The following is a 16,000-nucleotide window of genomic DNA, read 5'->3' on the forward strand; positions in this document are numbered from 1 at the left end:
GGAATGGTCAGCAATATCCGTTCCTCCGCATCCGGTGATTTTTCCGGGGGGACCCTGTTAAGGGGCTAAAAGCACATGGGTTACAAGTACACATACACATTGGGCGCGCGGACCTGGCATTTCAGGAATCTGGCGGATTTGATGGCAAAGGCCACGCCGGCACGCTCCGGTGACCGGCTCGCCGGGGTTATTGCGGAGTCGGCCGAGGAGCGCGTCGTTGCCCAGATGCGCCTCGCCGAATTGCCGTTGCTGGCGTTTCTTTCCGAGGCGCTGGTGCCCTATGAACAGGATGAGGTGACGCGACTGATCCTGGATACTCACGATTCAGTCGCATTTGCTCCGGTAGCGCATCTCACCGTTGGGGACTTTCGCAACTGGCTGTTGAGTGACCAGGCCACGCCAGAGACACTGGCACGGCTCCGTAGCGGCCTGACACCGGAAATGGTGGCGGCCGTCAGCAAGATCATGCGGAACCAGGACCTCATTCTGGTGGCCAGGAAATGCCGGGTGACAACGGCGTTCCGCAACACCATCGGTCTGCCAGGCCATCTCTCAACCCGCCTCCAGCCGAATCACCCGACCGACAACGTGTCGGGCATTGCCGCCAGCCTCCTGGATGGTTTGCTCTATGGCAACGGCGATGCGGTAATCGGCATCAACCCGGCCACGGACAACGTCAGCCAGGCCATCAAGCTGATGGGGCTGATGGATGATGTCATTCAGAAATACGACATTCCCACCCAGTCCTGTGTGCTCACCCACGTTACCAATACCCTGGAAGCCATCGAGCAGGGTGCGCCCGTGGACCTGGTGTTCCAGTCCATCGGTGGTACTGAGGCCACCAACAGCAGCTTCGGATTCAATCTGGCGACGCTGCAGGAGGCGCAGGATGCGGCCCTGTCACTGAAACGGGGCACAGTGGGCAACAACGTGATGTACTTCGAGACCGGGCAGGGCAGCTCACTATCCGCCAACGCCCATCACGGCATCGATCAGCAAACCTGTGAGGCCAGGGCCTATGCTGTGGCGCGGCGTTTCGATCCGTTACTGGTTAACACCGTGGTCGGGTTTATCGGGCCGGAGTACCTGTTTGACGGCAAGGAAATCACCCGGGCGGGGCTGGAGGATCACTTCTGCGGAAAATTGCTCGGCGTGCCCATGGGGTGCGACATCTGTTACACCAACCACGCCGAAGCCGACCAGAACGATATGGACAATCTGCTTACCCTGCTGGGGGTTGCCGGTTGCACGTTCATTATGGGCATACCCGGCTCCGACGACATCATGCTGAACTACCAGACCACCTCCTTCCACGATGCTCTATACGCCCGCCGTGTCCTGGACCTGAAGCCGGCGCCCGAGTTCGAGGATTGGCTCGTTCGCATGCAGATCTTCGAGAGCGACTCACGCTACGAACCAAGCCGGCGGTTACCGGACCTGTTCAGGGAGCCATTGAAGGGCCTGACCCGGGAGGCCGGCCATGAGTGAACAAAAGTCACTGGTTACCGGAAACGTCTGGCGGGTATTGCGCCAGTTCACCGACGCCCGGATTGGCCTGGGCAGGGCCGGTGTCAGCCTGCCCACCCACGAACTTCTCCAGTTCCAGCTGGCCCACGCCCAGGCGAGAGATGCGGTGCACTTTCCCCTGGATGTGAAGCGTCTGATGGAGGATCTGGACGAATCAGCCTTGGCATTACCGAAGGTTCCGCTGCTACTCAAAAGCCAGGCGGAGGACCGGCTGACCTACCTTCAGCGCCCGGATCTCGGGCGGAGACTGTCGACAGAATCTTTGGAAAGCCTTTCCCGGTATCGCGCCAGTGACACGGGTAAGTCTGATGTAGCCATTGTGATCGTTGACGGCCTGTCCTCATCCGCCATCCAGAACAACGCCTTGCCCATGGTCACGCAGCTTGTCCGGGATCTGGAGGACGAGGCAGGGGACTGGCGACTGGCGCCGCTGACCATTGTAGAGCAGGGGCGAGTTGCCATCGGGGACGAGATTGGTGAATCCCTGGGGGCCAGCGTAGTGATTGTGTTGATCGGTGAGCGCCCCGGCCTCAGCTCACCCGACAGCCTGGGAATTTACCTCACCTGGGGCCCCGAGAGTGGTTTGAGCGATGCACGCCGCAATTGCATCTCGAACGTGCGGCCCGCCGGTTTGAGTTTTGAACATGCCAGCCAACGCCTCCTCTATCTGATGCGGGAAGCAAGACGGCTCAGGATTTCCGGAGTCGACCTTAAAGATCGGACAGAAGAGGTTGTGATCGAAAAAACGTCGAATAACAAAAATTTCCTCACGGAAAACTGAAGAACTTACCTGGAGAACGCACATGACAACGAGCAACGTAGACAAGGATTATCTGGCCAAGCGCCAGCTCAAGAAAGGCACGGCAGGCTGGGTGCTCCTGGCAGGGCTGGGTGTTTCCTACGTCATCTCCGGCGACTTTGCCGGATGGAACTTTGGCATTGGTGAGGCCGGCTGGGGTGGTTTTGCCATTGCCGCGGCACTGATGGCGGTTATGTATTTCGCACTGGTGCTGTCACTGGCTGAGATGTCGGCCTCGATCCCGGTGGCCGGGGGCGGCTACAGCTTTGCCCGGCACGCCATGGGGCCGGCCGGAGGTTACCTGACCGGGCTGGCGGTGCTGATCGAATATGCCCTTGCACCCGCAGCCATCGTTATCTTCATTGGGGCAGCCGTAGAGGAGCTGCTGGGTATTAACGGGCCCTGGGTCTACGCCTTGTTCTATGCGGTGTTCGTCGGTATTCACCTTGCCGGCGTGGGAGAGGCGCTCAAGGTGATGATGGTGATCAGCGGTTTGGCGGTGGTGGCTATCATCGCAACGGCCGCCGCTCTGATTGGTGATTTTGATACCGCCAATCTCTTTAATATTGCACCCACGGATGCCGCCGGCGCCAGCGAGATCCTGCCGTTTGGCTGGTACGGCGTCTGGGCTGCGTTGCCCTTCGGTATGTGGCTTTTCCTGGCCGTTGAAGGCGTTCCCCTGGCGGCGGAAGAGTCCAAGGACCCGGCGCGGGATATGCCCAGAGGCATCATTGGTGCAATGATCTTCCTGCTCTTCACTGCCACTCTGGTGGTGTTCCTGCTGGCTGGTGCAGCGGGTGCCGATGTGATTGGTGCCAGTGGCGTACCCCTGGTGGACGCCCTGAAAGCCACCGGCAACGGAACTCTCGCGACCTTTATTAACATGCTGGGGCTGATGGGCCTGATTGCGTCGTTCTTCTCGATCATCTATGGCTACAGCCGGCTGGTGTTCGCGCTTTCCCGTGCAGGCTACCTGCCCAAAGTCCTGTCACTGACCAGCGAGCGCAAGGCACCCAAGTGGGCGTTGATCGTGCCCGGTGTGTTCGGCTTTCTGGTTTCGCTGACCGGGGAAGGGGATTTGATCCTGGGCATGGCCGTGGTCGGAGCGACTATCTCCTACGCCTTGATGGCCGGCAGCCACATCCTGCTGCGCCTCAATCGACCGGACCTGCCACGCCCCTATAAAACGCCCGGTGGAATCTTTACGTCCTCCCTGGCACTGGTGCTGTCGCTGGTTGCCATGACCGGTGTCTACGCCTTCGATCCGCGTGCCTTCAACTACACCCTGGTGTTGTTTGTGGTCGGCGCTATTTATTACTTTGCTTACGGCAAGAACAAACTGGTCGCGAAAACAGCGGATGAAGAGCTGGCTTTGATTCTGGATGCGGAATCGGACCTGGACGAAGACAGTGCGGATGGATTGTCGCCTAAGCCCGCGGAGGCCTGAACGCGTGAAAACCCGGGGTACCATGCCAGATGGCGGGTACCCCCGATGATTGCATGGCGCCGTGGCGCCTGGCGAAGGGGATGTTTACCAGGCCAGCCAGATAACGTGACGTGCCCCCTTGCCGGGGCGTAGGGCACGCACCGTGACTGGCTCCACCGCAAATCCCGCACGGCGAAGCCTTTCGGTAAAGGCGTGCTCGGGGCCGGCGGACCAATAAGCCAGGATGCCGTCAGGGCGCAGGGATTTCTGGGCGGCGGCAATGCCGGCCGGGGAGTAAATCCAGTTGTTTTCCTTGCGGGTAAGGCCTTCCGGACCATTGTCCACATCCAGCAGGATGGCATCCCAGTCGCCATCCCCATCTCTGAGCAACTCCGCCACATCGCCAAGGTGAACGCTGGCTCTCGAATCGTTCAGCGGATACCCGGCCGCAGCCCCCAATGGCCCCCGGTTCCACGCTTCCACTTCGGGCACCAGTTCAGCCACCGTTACCCGGGCATCTTCGGCTAACGCTGACAGCGCCGCTGCCAGTGTAAACCCCATACCCAGCCCACCAATCAGCACACGGGGCTCAGGTTGCCCGTTGATACGCTCACAGGCAAGCGTGGCCAGGGCGTCCTCGGAGCCGTGTATCCGGCTGTTCATCAGCTCACCGGTGGTACCGGCAATCTTGATGGAGAATTCGTCGTTGCGTTGGAGCAGGCGCAGCTGGGTTCCTTTGCCAGGAATGGTAGCGGTGCCGATTTCGTTGAAGCGAGCCATTTGGGGTTCCGTTTGGTGATTCGGACTCGCATCTTAACCTGAGGATTCATGAATAGCGGAATACAAAGTTGAACATTCCCAAATGACGCTGGTGGTTGAAGCGTTGTCTCCTCATTCGGCCAACCTGCAACTTGTTGTTACGACGGTCGTGACAGCTGTCATCAACTTATGAACCGGGCACTTCTCAGCAACCTTCTCGAGTCTGTTTCTATGGGATTCATCCAAATTGCCGTTTAGCCGCAAGTCAACGTGCAATTGGTAAGTTCCGGATCGTTCCTCGGTGTTATCCCTGGCAATTTCGATGTCCACATCGTCCAAAGGGATATTCGCCCTTTCGGCATACATCAATAGCGTAATGGCCTTGCACGCTGCAAGTGACGCGTCATACAGGTCATGGGGATCGGGCGCGGAATCAGAGCTGTTGTCGACTCGTGCGTCGGCAAACAACTCGTGTTGATCTGCGCGGATTAGCTGGCGGAATTCACCTAAATCGTCTTTGGACAGTTTAATGGTCATTTCTCTGGCTCCTCCTGAAGAATTGGATGGGTTGACCACCACATTTCTATCGGTGTTAAAACGAACGCAGTTCGAACAAGAGTGCTTCGGCTTGCTGATCTGCACTGAACGTCAAGCTGTCTTCTTCGACAATATAAGCCCCGTCGCCTGCAGTAAGAGCCGTACCGTTCAAGGACAGCGCACCTCTTGCTATCTGAACGTAGTAGATACGCTTGGATGCCGGCTTAAACGGGAGGGCTTCGCTGTTAATAAGAATCTTGTATACCCGGGTATCCTGACGGATTGGCAGGGACCCTTCCTCGCCGTCTGGGGATATCAGCAGAGTGATTCCCGCGCTGTCAGAAAAATCCTTTTGTCCGTATCGAGGTTCTGCATCCCGCTGGTTGGGAACAATCCATATCTGCAGGAAATTCAGGGGTTCGGATGATGAGGCGTTGTACTCACTGTGCCGCACACCCGAGCCTGCGCTCATAATTTGTACCTCGCCGGCGCTCACCCTGGAATGCGTGTTCATTGTATCCCGGTGTTCGACTGTCCCCTCAAGAACGTAGGTGATGATCTCCATGTCTTGATGAGGGTGAGCGCCAAACCCAGCCCCAGGATCGACCCAGTCATCGTTAATGACTCGAAGGTCGGAGCATCCCATGAACGCGGGGTCGTAGTATTCTGCGAATGAAAAGGAGTGCCGGGAGTCCAGCCAGCCGTGATTGGCATGTCCTCGGTCGTTACCCGCTCTGACCTTAATCATGGTTTGCCCCTGTGTTACCGGGATATTGCTGGTTAATAGCTATACCTGATCCCTATGCGCCCGTAGGTTTGTATTGTTCTGTCAGTAGGGTTTTCCCAAGGCACCGTCGTTTTGGTAACAGCAAAACTCCCGCTCCAATTACCTGAGCGAGCATTGATTCCCGTGTACAGGCGGGCAATACCGGGGTCATAATCAACGGACATGCTGTCCTTGAAGGTGTTGCCGTCCCAGAATATTGCATTTGCTATGTAAGAGCCGTTGAGCAAAGTGAATAGCCAAACCCCGGATTGTGTTCCGTAGGCGGTATAAGGGCGAGAGCCGATGGTTTCCTCCCCAAAGAATTGAGGGGGAATGCCATAGTCGTCGGGTACGCCCCAACCGAAACGAGCGCCTATGCCAACGGTGGCCATTGATATCAGGTTGCCGAGACTGCCGCCAAGTTGGCTGATGAAGTCTCCGCCCCAGCCCTGCGTGCTGCCAAAGCTCCACAAACGCCGACGGTGTTCGTAAGCAATATTTAACAGGATCTCGTCGTGAATCTGATGATCCCAACCATTGACTTGATCTACGCCAATCAGGCGATGGAATTCATTCTGTACTTCCTCGCCACGTGCACTCGGACCAGCAATACCGTAGTAAAACGTAAACGCGTCCATGGTTTTTGCGTCCTGGGCGCCAGCCGTGAGGGAGGCAAACAGCATTCCACTGTATGGCACATCATGTTCAACCGCTTCGGTGGTTTCTGTATCGTTAGGGGTGAAAATTCGATGGGAGAGGCTGTGGCTAATGAATCTTTGGCGGCCTTGTTTGTTGATCAACGGTAGAGACCCCAAACCCGTCGCAACAAAACCAGGAACGGCACCCTCTTCATACTTTTCCAGATAGCCTGATACCCAGCCTATCTGCAGGCCGTTGGTGTAGTGGTCATCCGTTTGGGCAAAGCTGTCGTTGTCGACTGACAAAAACCAGGTGCCATTCAGCGAGTCCGCTGACGCGTCCCAAGAACAAAGGATCAGGAGAGCTTTTGCCAGTTGACGACCTGGCCAGAAATTCCAGTTACGAATACGCATAGTCTCAACACTGTCAGGTTTATCGAAATAACCAGCCCGCAACGAGGCGAACCACTCGAGGCATGATCAAGTACACCACAAGGGCAACAATGGTGGCGGCGACTATCCCATGGCGAACGCCCCAGACTGCAAGCTCTGGAATTCTTTCAAACACAGGCTGATACACCACTGGCACGATCATGGTAAGGGGCCATATCACCGAAGTTGTGATGAGCCATTGTTTCCATCGTGTGGGTTGTTTGGCTTTCGAAGCCGGTGGGGTAAACCAGAAATCGATGCCGCTTTTGATTTCAACCTGCTCGTCGGAAGCCAGTGCAGACGCGATGTCGGATATCAGTTCCTTTCGGATATCCGAGCTTAGCCAGGCCTCGGCTTCTTCATTGGTAGAAAAGCGAACTGCAATCTCAAAAGTGTCATTTCCTTCCGGAGGCCGGACGACATGAACTCCCTGATGGCCGGGGAATTCAGCTGCGGCAGAGATAATCTGCCGAAGCCAGGTCTCGTAACGGTCCCTGAGTTGGGGGCGGACCGCGTGTCGGATAATGATCGATCTACCCGAATTGTAATGCACGCTGGAGGTGGTCTTTTTAGCTTCATTGCTCATAAGGTCATCCCGCAATAGTTTCAGTGGAGTATAGCTGGCGGTTTACTGGGTATTGGCGCCATGCTCTATCGTGCGGTTTCGGATGATTTGAATTGTGTCGATGTCCGCCGCCACGTAAGCCTGCTGAACAAACAGGTCGTAGGGGAGTTCCTCACCTATTTCATCAACATAGCGTGCACAATAGCTGAAGCGTACGAACAGCGATTCCGGTTCCGGCTCTTCGATCGTCATTGTCAGGTTGCCTCCCGGTACGGTGGCCGTTGGAAGGATCTCGTAATGTACGGACTCTTCTTCTTGAAAGGTAACCAGGTCTTCGACCATTAATCCTGGTAATTCAAGGCTGCGCTTGAGCCGCTTGTCGTCCTGCCAGTCCAGTTCGTACTGGCCCAGTCCGATGACGTAATGTTCGGGAGCGGTTGCCCGGGAGACAAGTCCTTCCCACAATTGTTTTCTGGTTAGAGTAGCGATCGACTGGTCGGTCAGATCGTTCACTTGAACCACGTGATCAAATTGCATGTTGGGTTCCTTATTGGCAGGTAGACCAGCTTGACAGATGACTCCTAAAAACGAGTCAAATAAATCTACTGGAAATGCATAGGAGGGAGTAGGTGGGAATCTTGAACAGTATGTTTCATACATAGAACACATCTATGTATTGGTAACCGATGGTTTTCGGGAGAGGTTTGATGGTACCCCCGGCAGGACTCGAACCTGCTACCTTCCCCTTAGGAGGGGGACGCTCTATCCAGATGAGCTACGGGGGCATTGTCAGAAGGCGGGTATGATAGCGGGCCCGTTGATGTGTCTCAAGGGCCCGCGGGCATTTATCCCCGATGATCGGATACGAAAGGATTGCTGGCTTTTTCATGGCCGAAGGTGGACATGGGGCCGTGGCCCGGTACGAAGGCAATGTCGTCCCCCAGCGGAAACAGCTTTTCGCGGATGGAACGCACCAGGGTGTTGTAGTCGCCTTTCGGAAAATCCGTGCGGCCGATGGAGCCCTGGAACAACACATCGCCAACCAGCGCCAGTTTTGATTCGCGGTGATAGAACACGACGTGACCCGGTGTGTGGCCGGGGCAGTGCAGAACGTCCAGTGTCTGGTTACCGACGGTGACCTGATCACCATCCTCCAGCCAGCGGTCCGGGGTGAAGATTTCCGGCGCCGGGAAACCAAACATCTGTGCCTGCATGGGCAGGCCCTGAATCCAGAAATCGTCTTCCCGGTGGGGCCCTTCAATGGGAAGGTCCAGCGCCCTTGCCAGTTCCGCGGTGCCCCCGGCATGATCGATATGGGCGTGGGTCAGTAGTATCTTCTCCACTTTCACACCTTCTTCGTCGATGGCTGCGCGGATCCTGTCCAGATCACCGCCCGGATCGACAACGGCTGCTGCCCCGGATTCCTCGCACCAGATAAGGGAACAGTTCTGTTGAAACGGGGTCACGGGAATGATTCTGTATTTCAATGGCATAGTGATACTCACCTGACAGCTCTACTGGTTTAGAATAGCTATGGTAAAGGTAATCGAGCCTCCGCTCGAATTTTCAAGGTAAGGAGCATATTGCGGATGAGCGAGCAGTCGTCACAAGGGGATGACGATCCGGGAGAACCGCTGAGGTTGAGCGTGATTGTTCCGGTCTGGCAGGAAGCGGCAACTATTCAGGCCACCCTGCAGCACTTGGCGTCGATTCGCGAAGCTGGTCATCAGGTGATTGTGGTGGATGGTGGTAGTGACGATGGTACCCCGCAGCTCGCCGAGCCCCGGTGTGATCGGGTGCTGTCGTCCGGGGGACGTGGCCGGGCGTGTCAGATGAATGCCGGGGCGGAGGTGGCTACTGGCAATGTCCTGCTGTTTTTGCATGCGGACACGCGCCTGCCTGGATCGACGCTGGCGGCCCTGAAGCGGTTCCACACCAGTCGCAATGCGTGGGGACGTTTTAACGTCCGGTTAAGCGGCAAGCGCCCTCTGTTCCGTGTCATCGAATGGTTCATGAATCGACGGTCCTGGTTGACCGGCATCGCCACCGGTGATCAGGCGTTATTTGTGCGGCGCCCGGTGTTTGAAGCGCTCAGGGGCTTCAGGGAAATACCGTTAATGGAGGACGTGGAACTGAGTGCCCGGCTGAGACTGGTGTCCCGCCCGTTCTGTGTCACCGACCCGGTGGTCACTGATAGCCGGCGCTGGGAACAACAGGGAGCCTGGCGTACTATTTTCCTCATGTGGCGGTTGCGTTGGCGCTATTGGCGCGGCGAATCGCCGGAATCCCTGGCAAACGCCTATCGTTCGGATGTCCGTAATGCCCAAGAGCCCTGAGTCGTCAGTATTGGTTATGCAGTTCTCCAAATGGCCGGAAGAGGGCAGGGTAAAAACCCGGCTGATGCCGGCATTGGGTGCCAGTGGCGCGTTGGCGGCTCACGTCAGGTTGAGTCTGGAGGTTCTGGATAATCTCATTGCCAGTGGATTTCCGATTCAGTTCTGGTGGGATCGGGCCCTGGACCATGCGCCAGAAGCTGCGGCCCCGGTTTTATCGAAACTGGATTTGGCACAGATCACCACGGGCATCCAACAGGGCGAAAATCTGGGGCAACGGATGGAAGCGGCGTTGGCCCAGGTACTCGAAAATCATGACAAGGCTTTGGTGGTCGGCAGTGATTGCCCGTCAGTGGATCCAGACTACGTGCGGCAGGCTGTGGCGGAACTGGATATGAGTGATGTGGTACTGGGCCCATCCAATGATGGGGGATACGTGATGATCGGTGCTCGCCGGGTGGTTGCCGGGATGCTGGATGGCGTGAACTGGGGCACCGGGAGTGTGCTGGATCAGACCTGTACCAGAATGGCCGGGCTGGGGCTGTCGGTGAGTCTGCTGCCGCCCCGCTGGGACGTGGATGAGCCCGAAGACTGGCAGCGATTTCTCAACCAGTCTCCAGGCTGAACAGGCACCGGGGTCAGGCGCCCGGTACTGGCCCCTGATCCAGTATGTGTTGGACCAGGGTGTTGGCGTTCATCTTCGTGGCTCCGGTAACAACTCTGAGGGCGCGTTCCCGGTCGAGAACAGCCTTGCGATAGGTCTCTATCAGTTGGTCCCGGCTGATGGTCTTTACCGCTCTGACCAATTGTTCCCGGGAATCAAAATTCGACGCTTCCCGGTCGATCTCCCGCCAGAAGCGCTCTGATATCTCTCCAAGGGTGCGGTCCTGTTCCATCAGCTGGCTGATTACCGCCTGCTTTTCACGTGCCAGGTCACTGTCGCTGATGGTCGCCAGGCGCTCTTCAAATGTGTCGGAAAACTCACGGACCGCCTGATCGATTTCCTCCTCAGAGGCTTTCGGAGACTGAACGACAAAGCCAAGTGCAGGCGTTTCAAGCATTTCAAAGGGCGTGGCGTAAACGATGTAACCCAGTTGCCGGGTGGTGCGAATTTCTTCATAGAAGGGGCTGCTGATGATCTGGCCCAGCAGTCGAAATGCGGCGCGTTCCCTGAAGCCGGTATTGTCCCCCTGCATATAGAGGGTATAGCCGGTATCCGGGTGATCCACGGAAAGAGGCACGACCGATTCGCCCTTGGGCAGTTGCCGCACGATGCTACGGGGCACCTCAGTGATCTCGGCACCGTTCAGCACGACGGCCCGGACTTGCTGAGCAAGGTTCAGGGCCGCAGCCTGGCTCAGGTTGCCGTGGGCCAGCATCACTGGATCGGTGTGCGAGAACAATTCGCTGGCAAAGTTCCGAAGCTCGTCCAGAGTGACCTCCTGTGCTGCCTGGAGGCGTGCTTCGGTGCTCCAGGCGCCTTCGATCAGCAGAGTCTGCACTTTTTCAGAGGTCTGCTGTACAGGTCGTTCCTTGGCCTTGTTCTGCAGGTGTTCGATCACATTCTGACGGGCAATATCAAATCGTTGCTGGGTCAGGCGCGGGTCTGCCACCTGGGTCAGGATACGTGTCATCAGAATGTGCAGCTTATCGCTGTAGCCGCCCACCCTGATGGTGACCCCGCGCAGATGGGAATAAACGCTGTAGTCCAGTCCCGCCAGCTGTGCCGGGTATGCCCAGGCATTAAGGTTGGTGTTGACGGCATCCACCAGCAACTCCGTCAGTACCTTGCCCCGGGCAGAGGCTTGCGCCAGGGGGGTGCGAATGCTGATATAGACGTTGGCTTTGGGCGTACCGAATTGGGTGTCACGGGCATACCAGACGGACAGGCCGCTCTGGTTGGCGAGCTCCACCGGCTTGTCCATATCCGCGCCAGACACCATGTCCAGGTTCTCGGGTACAAACGGGTTGGGCTCCGGCAGACGCAACTGGCTGGCCAGTGCCTGGTCGGGTGCGGCCGCAATCACCGACGGATCGACGGGTTCGAGTTTCCAGGCAGCCTGATACCATTGGGTCAGGCTGGGTGTCTCAATACCGGGCTCCGGTTCCACCACGGTGATCAGTACGTTATCCGGCGTTAGCCGTTCCAGGATGTCGCGGTACTTTTCCGGTTCGTAGGCTTCCATCAGCCAGGGAGCCCGGAGGACATCGGCCGGGGGATAATGCCGCAGTTGGCTGGAGAGACGCATGACTTCGCTGACCGGCTGGCTGCGCTCGCGGAATCTGAAATCGAGTTCGGCCAGGTTTTTTTCCTCCTCAAATCGCGCCTTCGAAATGCCCTGTTCCCGAATGGTGTCGATGTAGGCGAACACAAGCCGGATGATTTGGTCGGTGTTCTCCAGCCCCTCGGGGGTTAATGACATGGACAGCAACAGACTGGTTTCTGTACCCGTATCCATCCCGCTACCTGCTGACAGGCTCTCCACCAGCCCGGCCTGTTTCAGGGTATCAAACAGGCTGCCGGGGCCTTCATGGCCCAGCAGGTTGGCAACGTAACTGGCAGGTTTGCTGCGGTAGTTCTCCAGTTGGGAGGGGATCGGAAACGCCAGAGACAGGCTGCGCAAGTCTTTCAGGGCATCCACGGTGACCCGGGCCGGCAGTTGATCGGGCTTCAGCTGCGGTGCGTCGTGAACCTTCGGTTCCAGCTGCCGGTTCTCGATAGCGTCGAAACGGCCCCTGACCATGGCTTCCAATTCGTCGAGGGATTGAGGGCCATACACCGACAGACTCATCAGGTTGGAGGAGTAGTGATTTTTCCAGAACTCGATCAAGTCTGGCCTCAGTGGGCGTTCATCGGTGTTTTCAAGCGTGCTCAGGTTGCCCACTGCAAATTGGCTGAAAGCGTGTTCCGGATTGCTTATGGCTTTCTTGACAGAGTAGATCCGGCGGCCGTCCTCTTTCTGCTTCGAGGTGAACTCCGAATGCACAGCCTGCCGCTCCCGGTCGACCAGTTCCGGTGTAAACGAGGGGGCCGAAAACTGCTGGGCGAAGCGATCCAGTGCCTCATCCAGATGCCCGGCCTGAATATCAAAGAAATAGTTGGTGTCCTGGAATGACGTAAAGGCGTTATGACTGCCGCCGTGGCTTTTGATGAACTGTTGATACTCGCCGGGATCGGGGTATGTCTCGGTGCCCAGGAACAGCATGTGTTCGAGGAAGTGGGCCAGACCTTCCCGGTTCTCCGGATCGTCGCCACTGCCTACCGCCACGTTCATGGAAGCAGCGGCCTTGTCGGAATCCGGAGAGGACACCAGTAACACCTGCAGGCCGTTATCGAGTTCAAGGTACCGATAGCTGTTCCGGTCATTGGGGCTTTTCACCGGTTCGATGGCAGCCTGGGTAAGGGCGCTGGTGACCAGAAACAGTACAAGGGCGACTAGCGGGGACAGACAGCGCACATGGTGGGCTATACGGTTGATACCTGATGGCATGGTGTTACTCGCTCCGGAGATCAGTGGATCAGTGCGTTTCGGGTATTCTCTGGTTGCTGGTCCAGGGTTTTACGGGCGAGAGAGGCAGCTGTATCAGCATCCAGCTGACCGGAGGCTATGCGCTCCAGTACGGTACCCATCACAGCAACCGACTGTCGATAATCGGCAAATTCCGCCTGGAAGGCATCATCAATGGCCTGGTAGACCGCCTGGATTTTCTCCTCGCGGGAGCCGGCTTTTGCTGCGGTGTCGTTAATGGCCTTCAGGCAGGCACGGGCGATGGCGATATAGCGTTCGGCGTTGGCGTCGTCTTTCTTCATGCTTGGGTGTCCGGTGTGGAGTGAGTGGTTTGCATGTTGTAGGTATATGGTCAGATTATGTCATTGCTATAGGGTGGTTTCATTTCTTTCTGGTAATTCGGCAGTTTTTCGGGCAGCTCCAAAACCTTGTGCTAGGCTCAAATTCAGTGTGTCGATTTTAGCGGTGCTTTCTGGGTTCCTGACAGTCCCGGCAGGAATTCTAGAGTAATTACTCTACATAAAACAACGACTTACAAGAGTAAATGCTCTAAAAAAGTTCGATACATGAGGGTTGCAATTAAGTACAATGCCGGCGTTTCCAAACAGTATAAGACTTTAGTCGTAGATGTTTGGGCGTAGGGACAGACAACAATTGAGCAACAGGCAAGGTGGACTATCAATGAATTACTTTCTGACGGGTGGCACCGGATTCATCGGCCGTTTTCTCGTGGAAAAGCTCCTGGCACGTGGCGGTACGGTACATGTACTGGTGCGGGAGCAATCCCTGGGCAAGCTGGACATTCTAAGGGAGCGCTGGGGCGCTGACGAGAATCAGGTAAAAGCCGTTATCGGCGATCTGACCAGCCCCAATCTGGGGATTGACGACAAAACAATGGATGCCCTGAAAGGTCAGGTAGACCATTTCTTCCACCTGGCTGCCGTGTACGACATGGGAGCTGACGAAGAAGCCCAGCAGGCGACCAATATCGAGGGCACCCGCAGTGCGGTCAATGCCGCTCAGGCCATGGGCGCCGGTTGTTTCCATCACGTGTCTTCCATTGCTGCAGCCGGCCTGTTCAAGGGCACTTTCCGCGAGGATATGTTCGAGGAAGCGGAGAAGCTGGATCATCCGTATCTGCTGACCAAGCATGAATCCGAGAAAGTGGTTCGTGAAAGCTGCAAGGTGCCGTTCCGCATCTATCGGCCGGGTATGGTGATTGGCCATTCCGAAACTGGCGAGATGGACAAGGTGGACGGCCCTTATTACTTCTTCAAGATGATCCAGAAAATCCGCCACGCATTGCCGCAATGGGTGCCGACCATCGGTATCGAGGGTGGTCGCCTGAATGTGGTTCCGGTGGATTTCGTGGTCAACGCCCTGGATCATATTGCTCACCTGGAAGGTGAGGATGGCAACTGTTTCCATCTGGTGGATTCCGACCCTCACAAGGTAGGGGAGATCCTCAATATCTTCTGCGAAGCCGGCCATGCTCCACGTATGGGGATGCGTATCGACTCGCGGATGTTCGGTTTCGTGCCGCCATTTATTCGCCAGAGTTTGAAAAACCTGCCGCCGGTTAAGCGCCTGACCAGTGCTGTACTGGATGATATGGGCATTCCGCCGTCGGTGTTGTCGTTTATCAATTACCCGACCCGGTTCGATGCGAGGGAGACCGAGCGCGTCCTGAAAGGGACCGACATCGCGGTTCCACGCCTGCAGGATTACGCACCGGTGATCTGGGATTACTGGGAGCGTCACCTGGACCCGGATCTGTTCAAGGACCGGACCCTGCGCGGCACGGTGGAAGGCAAGGTCTGTGTGGTAACTGGCGGTACGTCGGGCATTGGTCTGGCTACGGCCCAGAAACTGGCCGATGCTGGTGCCATCCTGGTGATCGGTGCTCGCAAGAAAGAGCGTCTTGCCGAAATCACGGCGGATCTTGAGGCCCGTGGCGGGAATGTTCACGCCTACCAGTGTGACTTTGCCGAAATGGAAGACTGTGACCGCTTCGTACAAACCGTTCTGGAAAATCACGGGCACGTCGATGTGCTGGTTAACAACGCTGGTCGATCCATCCGCCGGTCACTGGCGCTGTCGTTTGACCGCTTCCACGACTTTGAGCGCACTATGCAGCTGAACTACTTCGGTTCAGTGCGCCTGATCATGGGCTTTGCCCCGGCCATGCTGGAGCGCCGTCGTGGCCATGTGGTCAACATTTCCTCCATTGGTGTGCTGACGAACGCACCTCGGTTCTCAGCCTATGTGGCCTCCAAGTCCGCGCTGGATGCGTTCAGTCGCTGCGCAGCTGCGGAGTGGTCTGACCGTAACGTCACCTTCACCACTATCAATATGCCGTTGGTGAAAACGCCGATGATCGCACCGACCAAGATTTACGATTCGGTGCCGACCCTGACCCCGGATGAGGCGGCGGAAATGGTGGCAGATGCCATCGTCTATCGTCCCAAGCGGATTGCCACGCGCCTTGGCATCTTTGCTCAGGTGCTGCACGCGATTGCCCCGAAGATGGGCGAGATCGTGATGAATACCGGTTACCGTATGTTCCCGGATTCCCCTGCGGCGGCTGGCAGCAAGTCCGGCGAGAAGCCCAAGGTGTCCTCGGAACAAGTGGCCTTTGCGGCGATCATGCGGGGTATTTACTGGTAATCTTTCGGTTAGCCAGCATAAAAAAACCCCCCCCCCCCGGGG

The 16,000-nt window shown here is 57.0% G+C and carries 15 protein-coding genes and 1 tRNA gene; 6 read left to right on the forward strand and 10 right to left on the reverse strand.

Annotated features, from left to right (window positions below; all coding sequences use genetic code 11):
- Positions 1-75: 75 nt before the first annotated feature.
- Genes MARLIPOL_RS17205 through eat form a run of 3 tightly spaced genes read left to right on the forward strand, consistent with a single transcriptional unit; the run spans position 76 to position 3,773 of the window.
- Complete coding sequence (locus tag MARLIPOL_RS17205; protein ID WP_012139604.1) at positions 76-1,488, forward strand: ethanolamine ammonia-lyase subunit EutB; 1,413 nt, start codon at positions 76-78, stop codon at positions 1,486-1,488.
- On the forward strand, positions 1,481-2,308 hold the full coding sequence (gene eutC / locus MARLIPOL_RS17210; protein ID WP_012139606.1) for an ethanolamine ammonia-lyase subunit EutC: 828 nt from the start codon (positions 1,481-1,483) through the stop codon (positions 2,306-2,308). The genes MARLIPOL_RS17205 and eutC overlap by 8 nt, the downstream gene beginning before the upstream one ends.
- Before the next feature lie 22 nt (positions 2,309-2,330).
- Entirely contained in the window at positions 2,331-3,773 is a 1,443-nt protein-coding gene (gene eat, locus MARLIPOL_RS17215; RefSeq protein ID WP_012139607.1) for an ethanolamine permease, read from the forward strand.
- A gap of 84 nt (positions 3,774-3,857) precedes the next feature.
- Here the strand turns inward: eat and MARLIPOL_RS17220 are convergent, their stop codons facing one another.
- The 8 genes from MARLIPOL_RS17220 to MARLIPOL_RS17255 form a co-directional block, all read right to left on the reverse strand.
- Complete coding sequence (locus MARLIPOL_RS17220) at positions 3,858-4,532, reverse strand: polyamine aminopropyltransferase (RefSeq protein ID WP_012139608.1); 675 nt, start codon at positions 4,530-4,532, stop codon at positions 3,858-3,860.
- 111 nt (positions 4,533-4,643) lie between these two features.
- The gene (locus MARLIPOL_RS17225) at positions 4,644-5,048 is read right to left on the reverse strand and encodes an OsmC family protein (protein WP_012139609.1); all 405 of its coding nucleotides are present in this window, start codon (positions 5,046-5,048) and stop codon (positions 4,644-4,646) included.
- A gap of 55 nt (positions 5,049-5,103) precedes the next feature.
- Positions 5,104-5,796, reverse strand: a complete 693-nt coding sequence (locus MARLIPOL_RS17230; protein WP_012139610.1) for a pirin family protein — start codon at positions 5,794-5,796, stop codon at positions 5,104-5,106.
- Between the two features lie 32 nt (positions 5,797-5,828).
- Positions 5,829-6,866 (reverse strand): lipid A deacylase LpxR family protein, encoded by a 1,038-nt coding sequence (locus MARLIPOL_RS17235; RefSeq protein ID WP_012139611.1) that lies wholly within the window; start codon positions 6,864-6,866, stop codon positions 5,829-5,831.
- Positions 6,867-6,885: 19 nt separating this feature from the next.
- A complete protein-coding gene (locus MARLIPOL_RS17240) occupies positions 6,886-7,470 on the reverse strand; it encodes an antibiotic biosynthesis monooxygenase (RefSeq protein ID WP_012139612.1) in 585 nt (194 codons plus the stop codon).
- Positions 7,471-7,512: 42 nt separating this feature from the next.
- Positions 7,513-7,986 carry an AtaL-like protein gene (locus tag MARLIPOL_RS17245; RefSeq protein WP_012139613.1) on the reverse strand — a complete coding sequence of 158 codons (474 nt, stop codon included), beginning with the start codon at positions 7,984-7,986 and terminating at the stop codon, positions 7,513-7,515.
- Between the two features lie 171 nt (positions 7,987-8,157).
- A tRNA-Arg gene (locus MARLIPOL_RS17250) sits at positions 8,158-8,234 on the reverse strand.
- Positions 8,235-8,294: 60 nt separating this feature from the next.
- Complete coding sequence (locus tag MARLIPOL_RS17255) at positions 8,295-8,942, reverse strand: MBL fold metallo-hydrolase (RefSeq protein WP_036192348.1); 648 nt, start codon at positions 8,940-8,942, stop codon at positions 8,295-8,297.
- Positions 8,943-9,038: 96 nt separating this feature from the next.
- Between MARLIPOL_RS17255 and MARLIPOL_RS17260 the strand changes: the two genes are divergently transcribed.
- Together MARLIPOL_RS17260 and MARLIPOL_RS17265 are read left to right on the forward strand one after the other, a co-directional pair.
- On the forward strand, positions 9,039-9,785 hold the full coding sequence (locus tag MARLIPOL_RS17260; protein ID WP_012139616.1) for a TIGR04283 family arsenosugar biosynthesis glycosyltransferase: 747 nt from the start codon (positions 9,039-9,041) through the stop codon (positions 9,783-9,785).
- Positions 9,769-10,407: a TIGR04282 family arsenosugar biosynthesis glycosyltransferase gene (locus tag MARLIPOL_RS17265; protein ID WP_012139617.1), complete on the forward strand. Its 639-nt coding sequence runs from the start codon at positions 9,769-9,771 to the stop codon at positions 10,405-10,407. The genes MARLIPOL_RS17260 and MARLIPOL_RS17265 overlap by 17 nt, the downstream gene beginning before the upstream one ends.
- 13 nt (positions 10,408-10,420) lie before the next feature.
- Here the strand turns inward: MARLIPOL_RS17265 and MARLIPOL_RS17270 are convergent, their stop codons facing one another.
- Together MARLIPOL_RS17270 and MARLIPOL_RS17275 are read right to left on the reverse strand one after the other, a co-directional pair.
- Positions 10,421-13,273, reverse strand: a complete 2,853-nt coding sequence (locus MARLIPOL_RS17270) for an insulinase family protein (RefSeq protein ID WP_012139618.1) — start codon at positions 13,271-13,273, stop codon at positions 10,421-10,423.
- A 20-nt stretch (positions 13,274-13,293) separates the two neighbouring features.
- On the reverse strand, positions 13,294-13,593 hold the full coding sequence (locus tag MARLIPOL_RS17275) for a hypothetical protein (RefSeq protein ID WP_012139619.1): 300 nt from the start codon (positions 13,591-13,593) through the stop codon (positions 13,294-13,296).
- A 379-nt stretch (positions 13,594-13,972) separates the two neighbouring features.
- Here MARLIPOL_RS17275 and MARLIPOL_RS17280 point away from each other — a divergent pair, with 379 nt between their 5' ends.
- Complete coding sequence (locus tag MARLIPOL_RS17280) at positions 13,973-15,958, forward strand: SDR family oxidoreductase (protein ID WP_012139620.1); 1,986 nt, start codon at positions 13,973-13,975, stop codon at positions 15,956-15,958.
- The last annotated feature ends 42 nt before the right edge of the window (positions 15,959-16,000 follow it).

This window comes from Marinobacter lipolyticus SM19, from assembly GCF_000397065.2.
GTDB lineage: Bacteria > Pseudomonadota > Gammaproteobacteria > Pseudomonadales > Oleiphilaceae > Marinobacter > Marinobacter lipolyticus.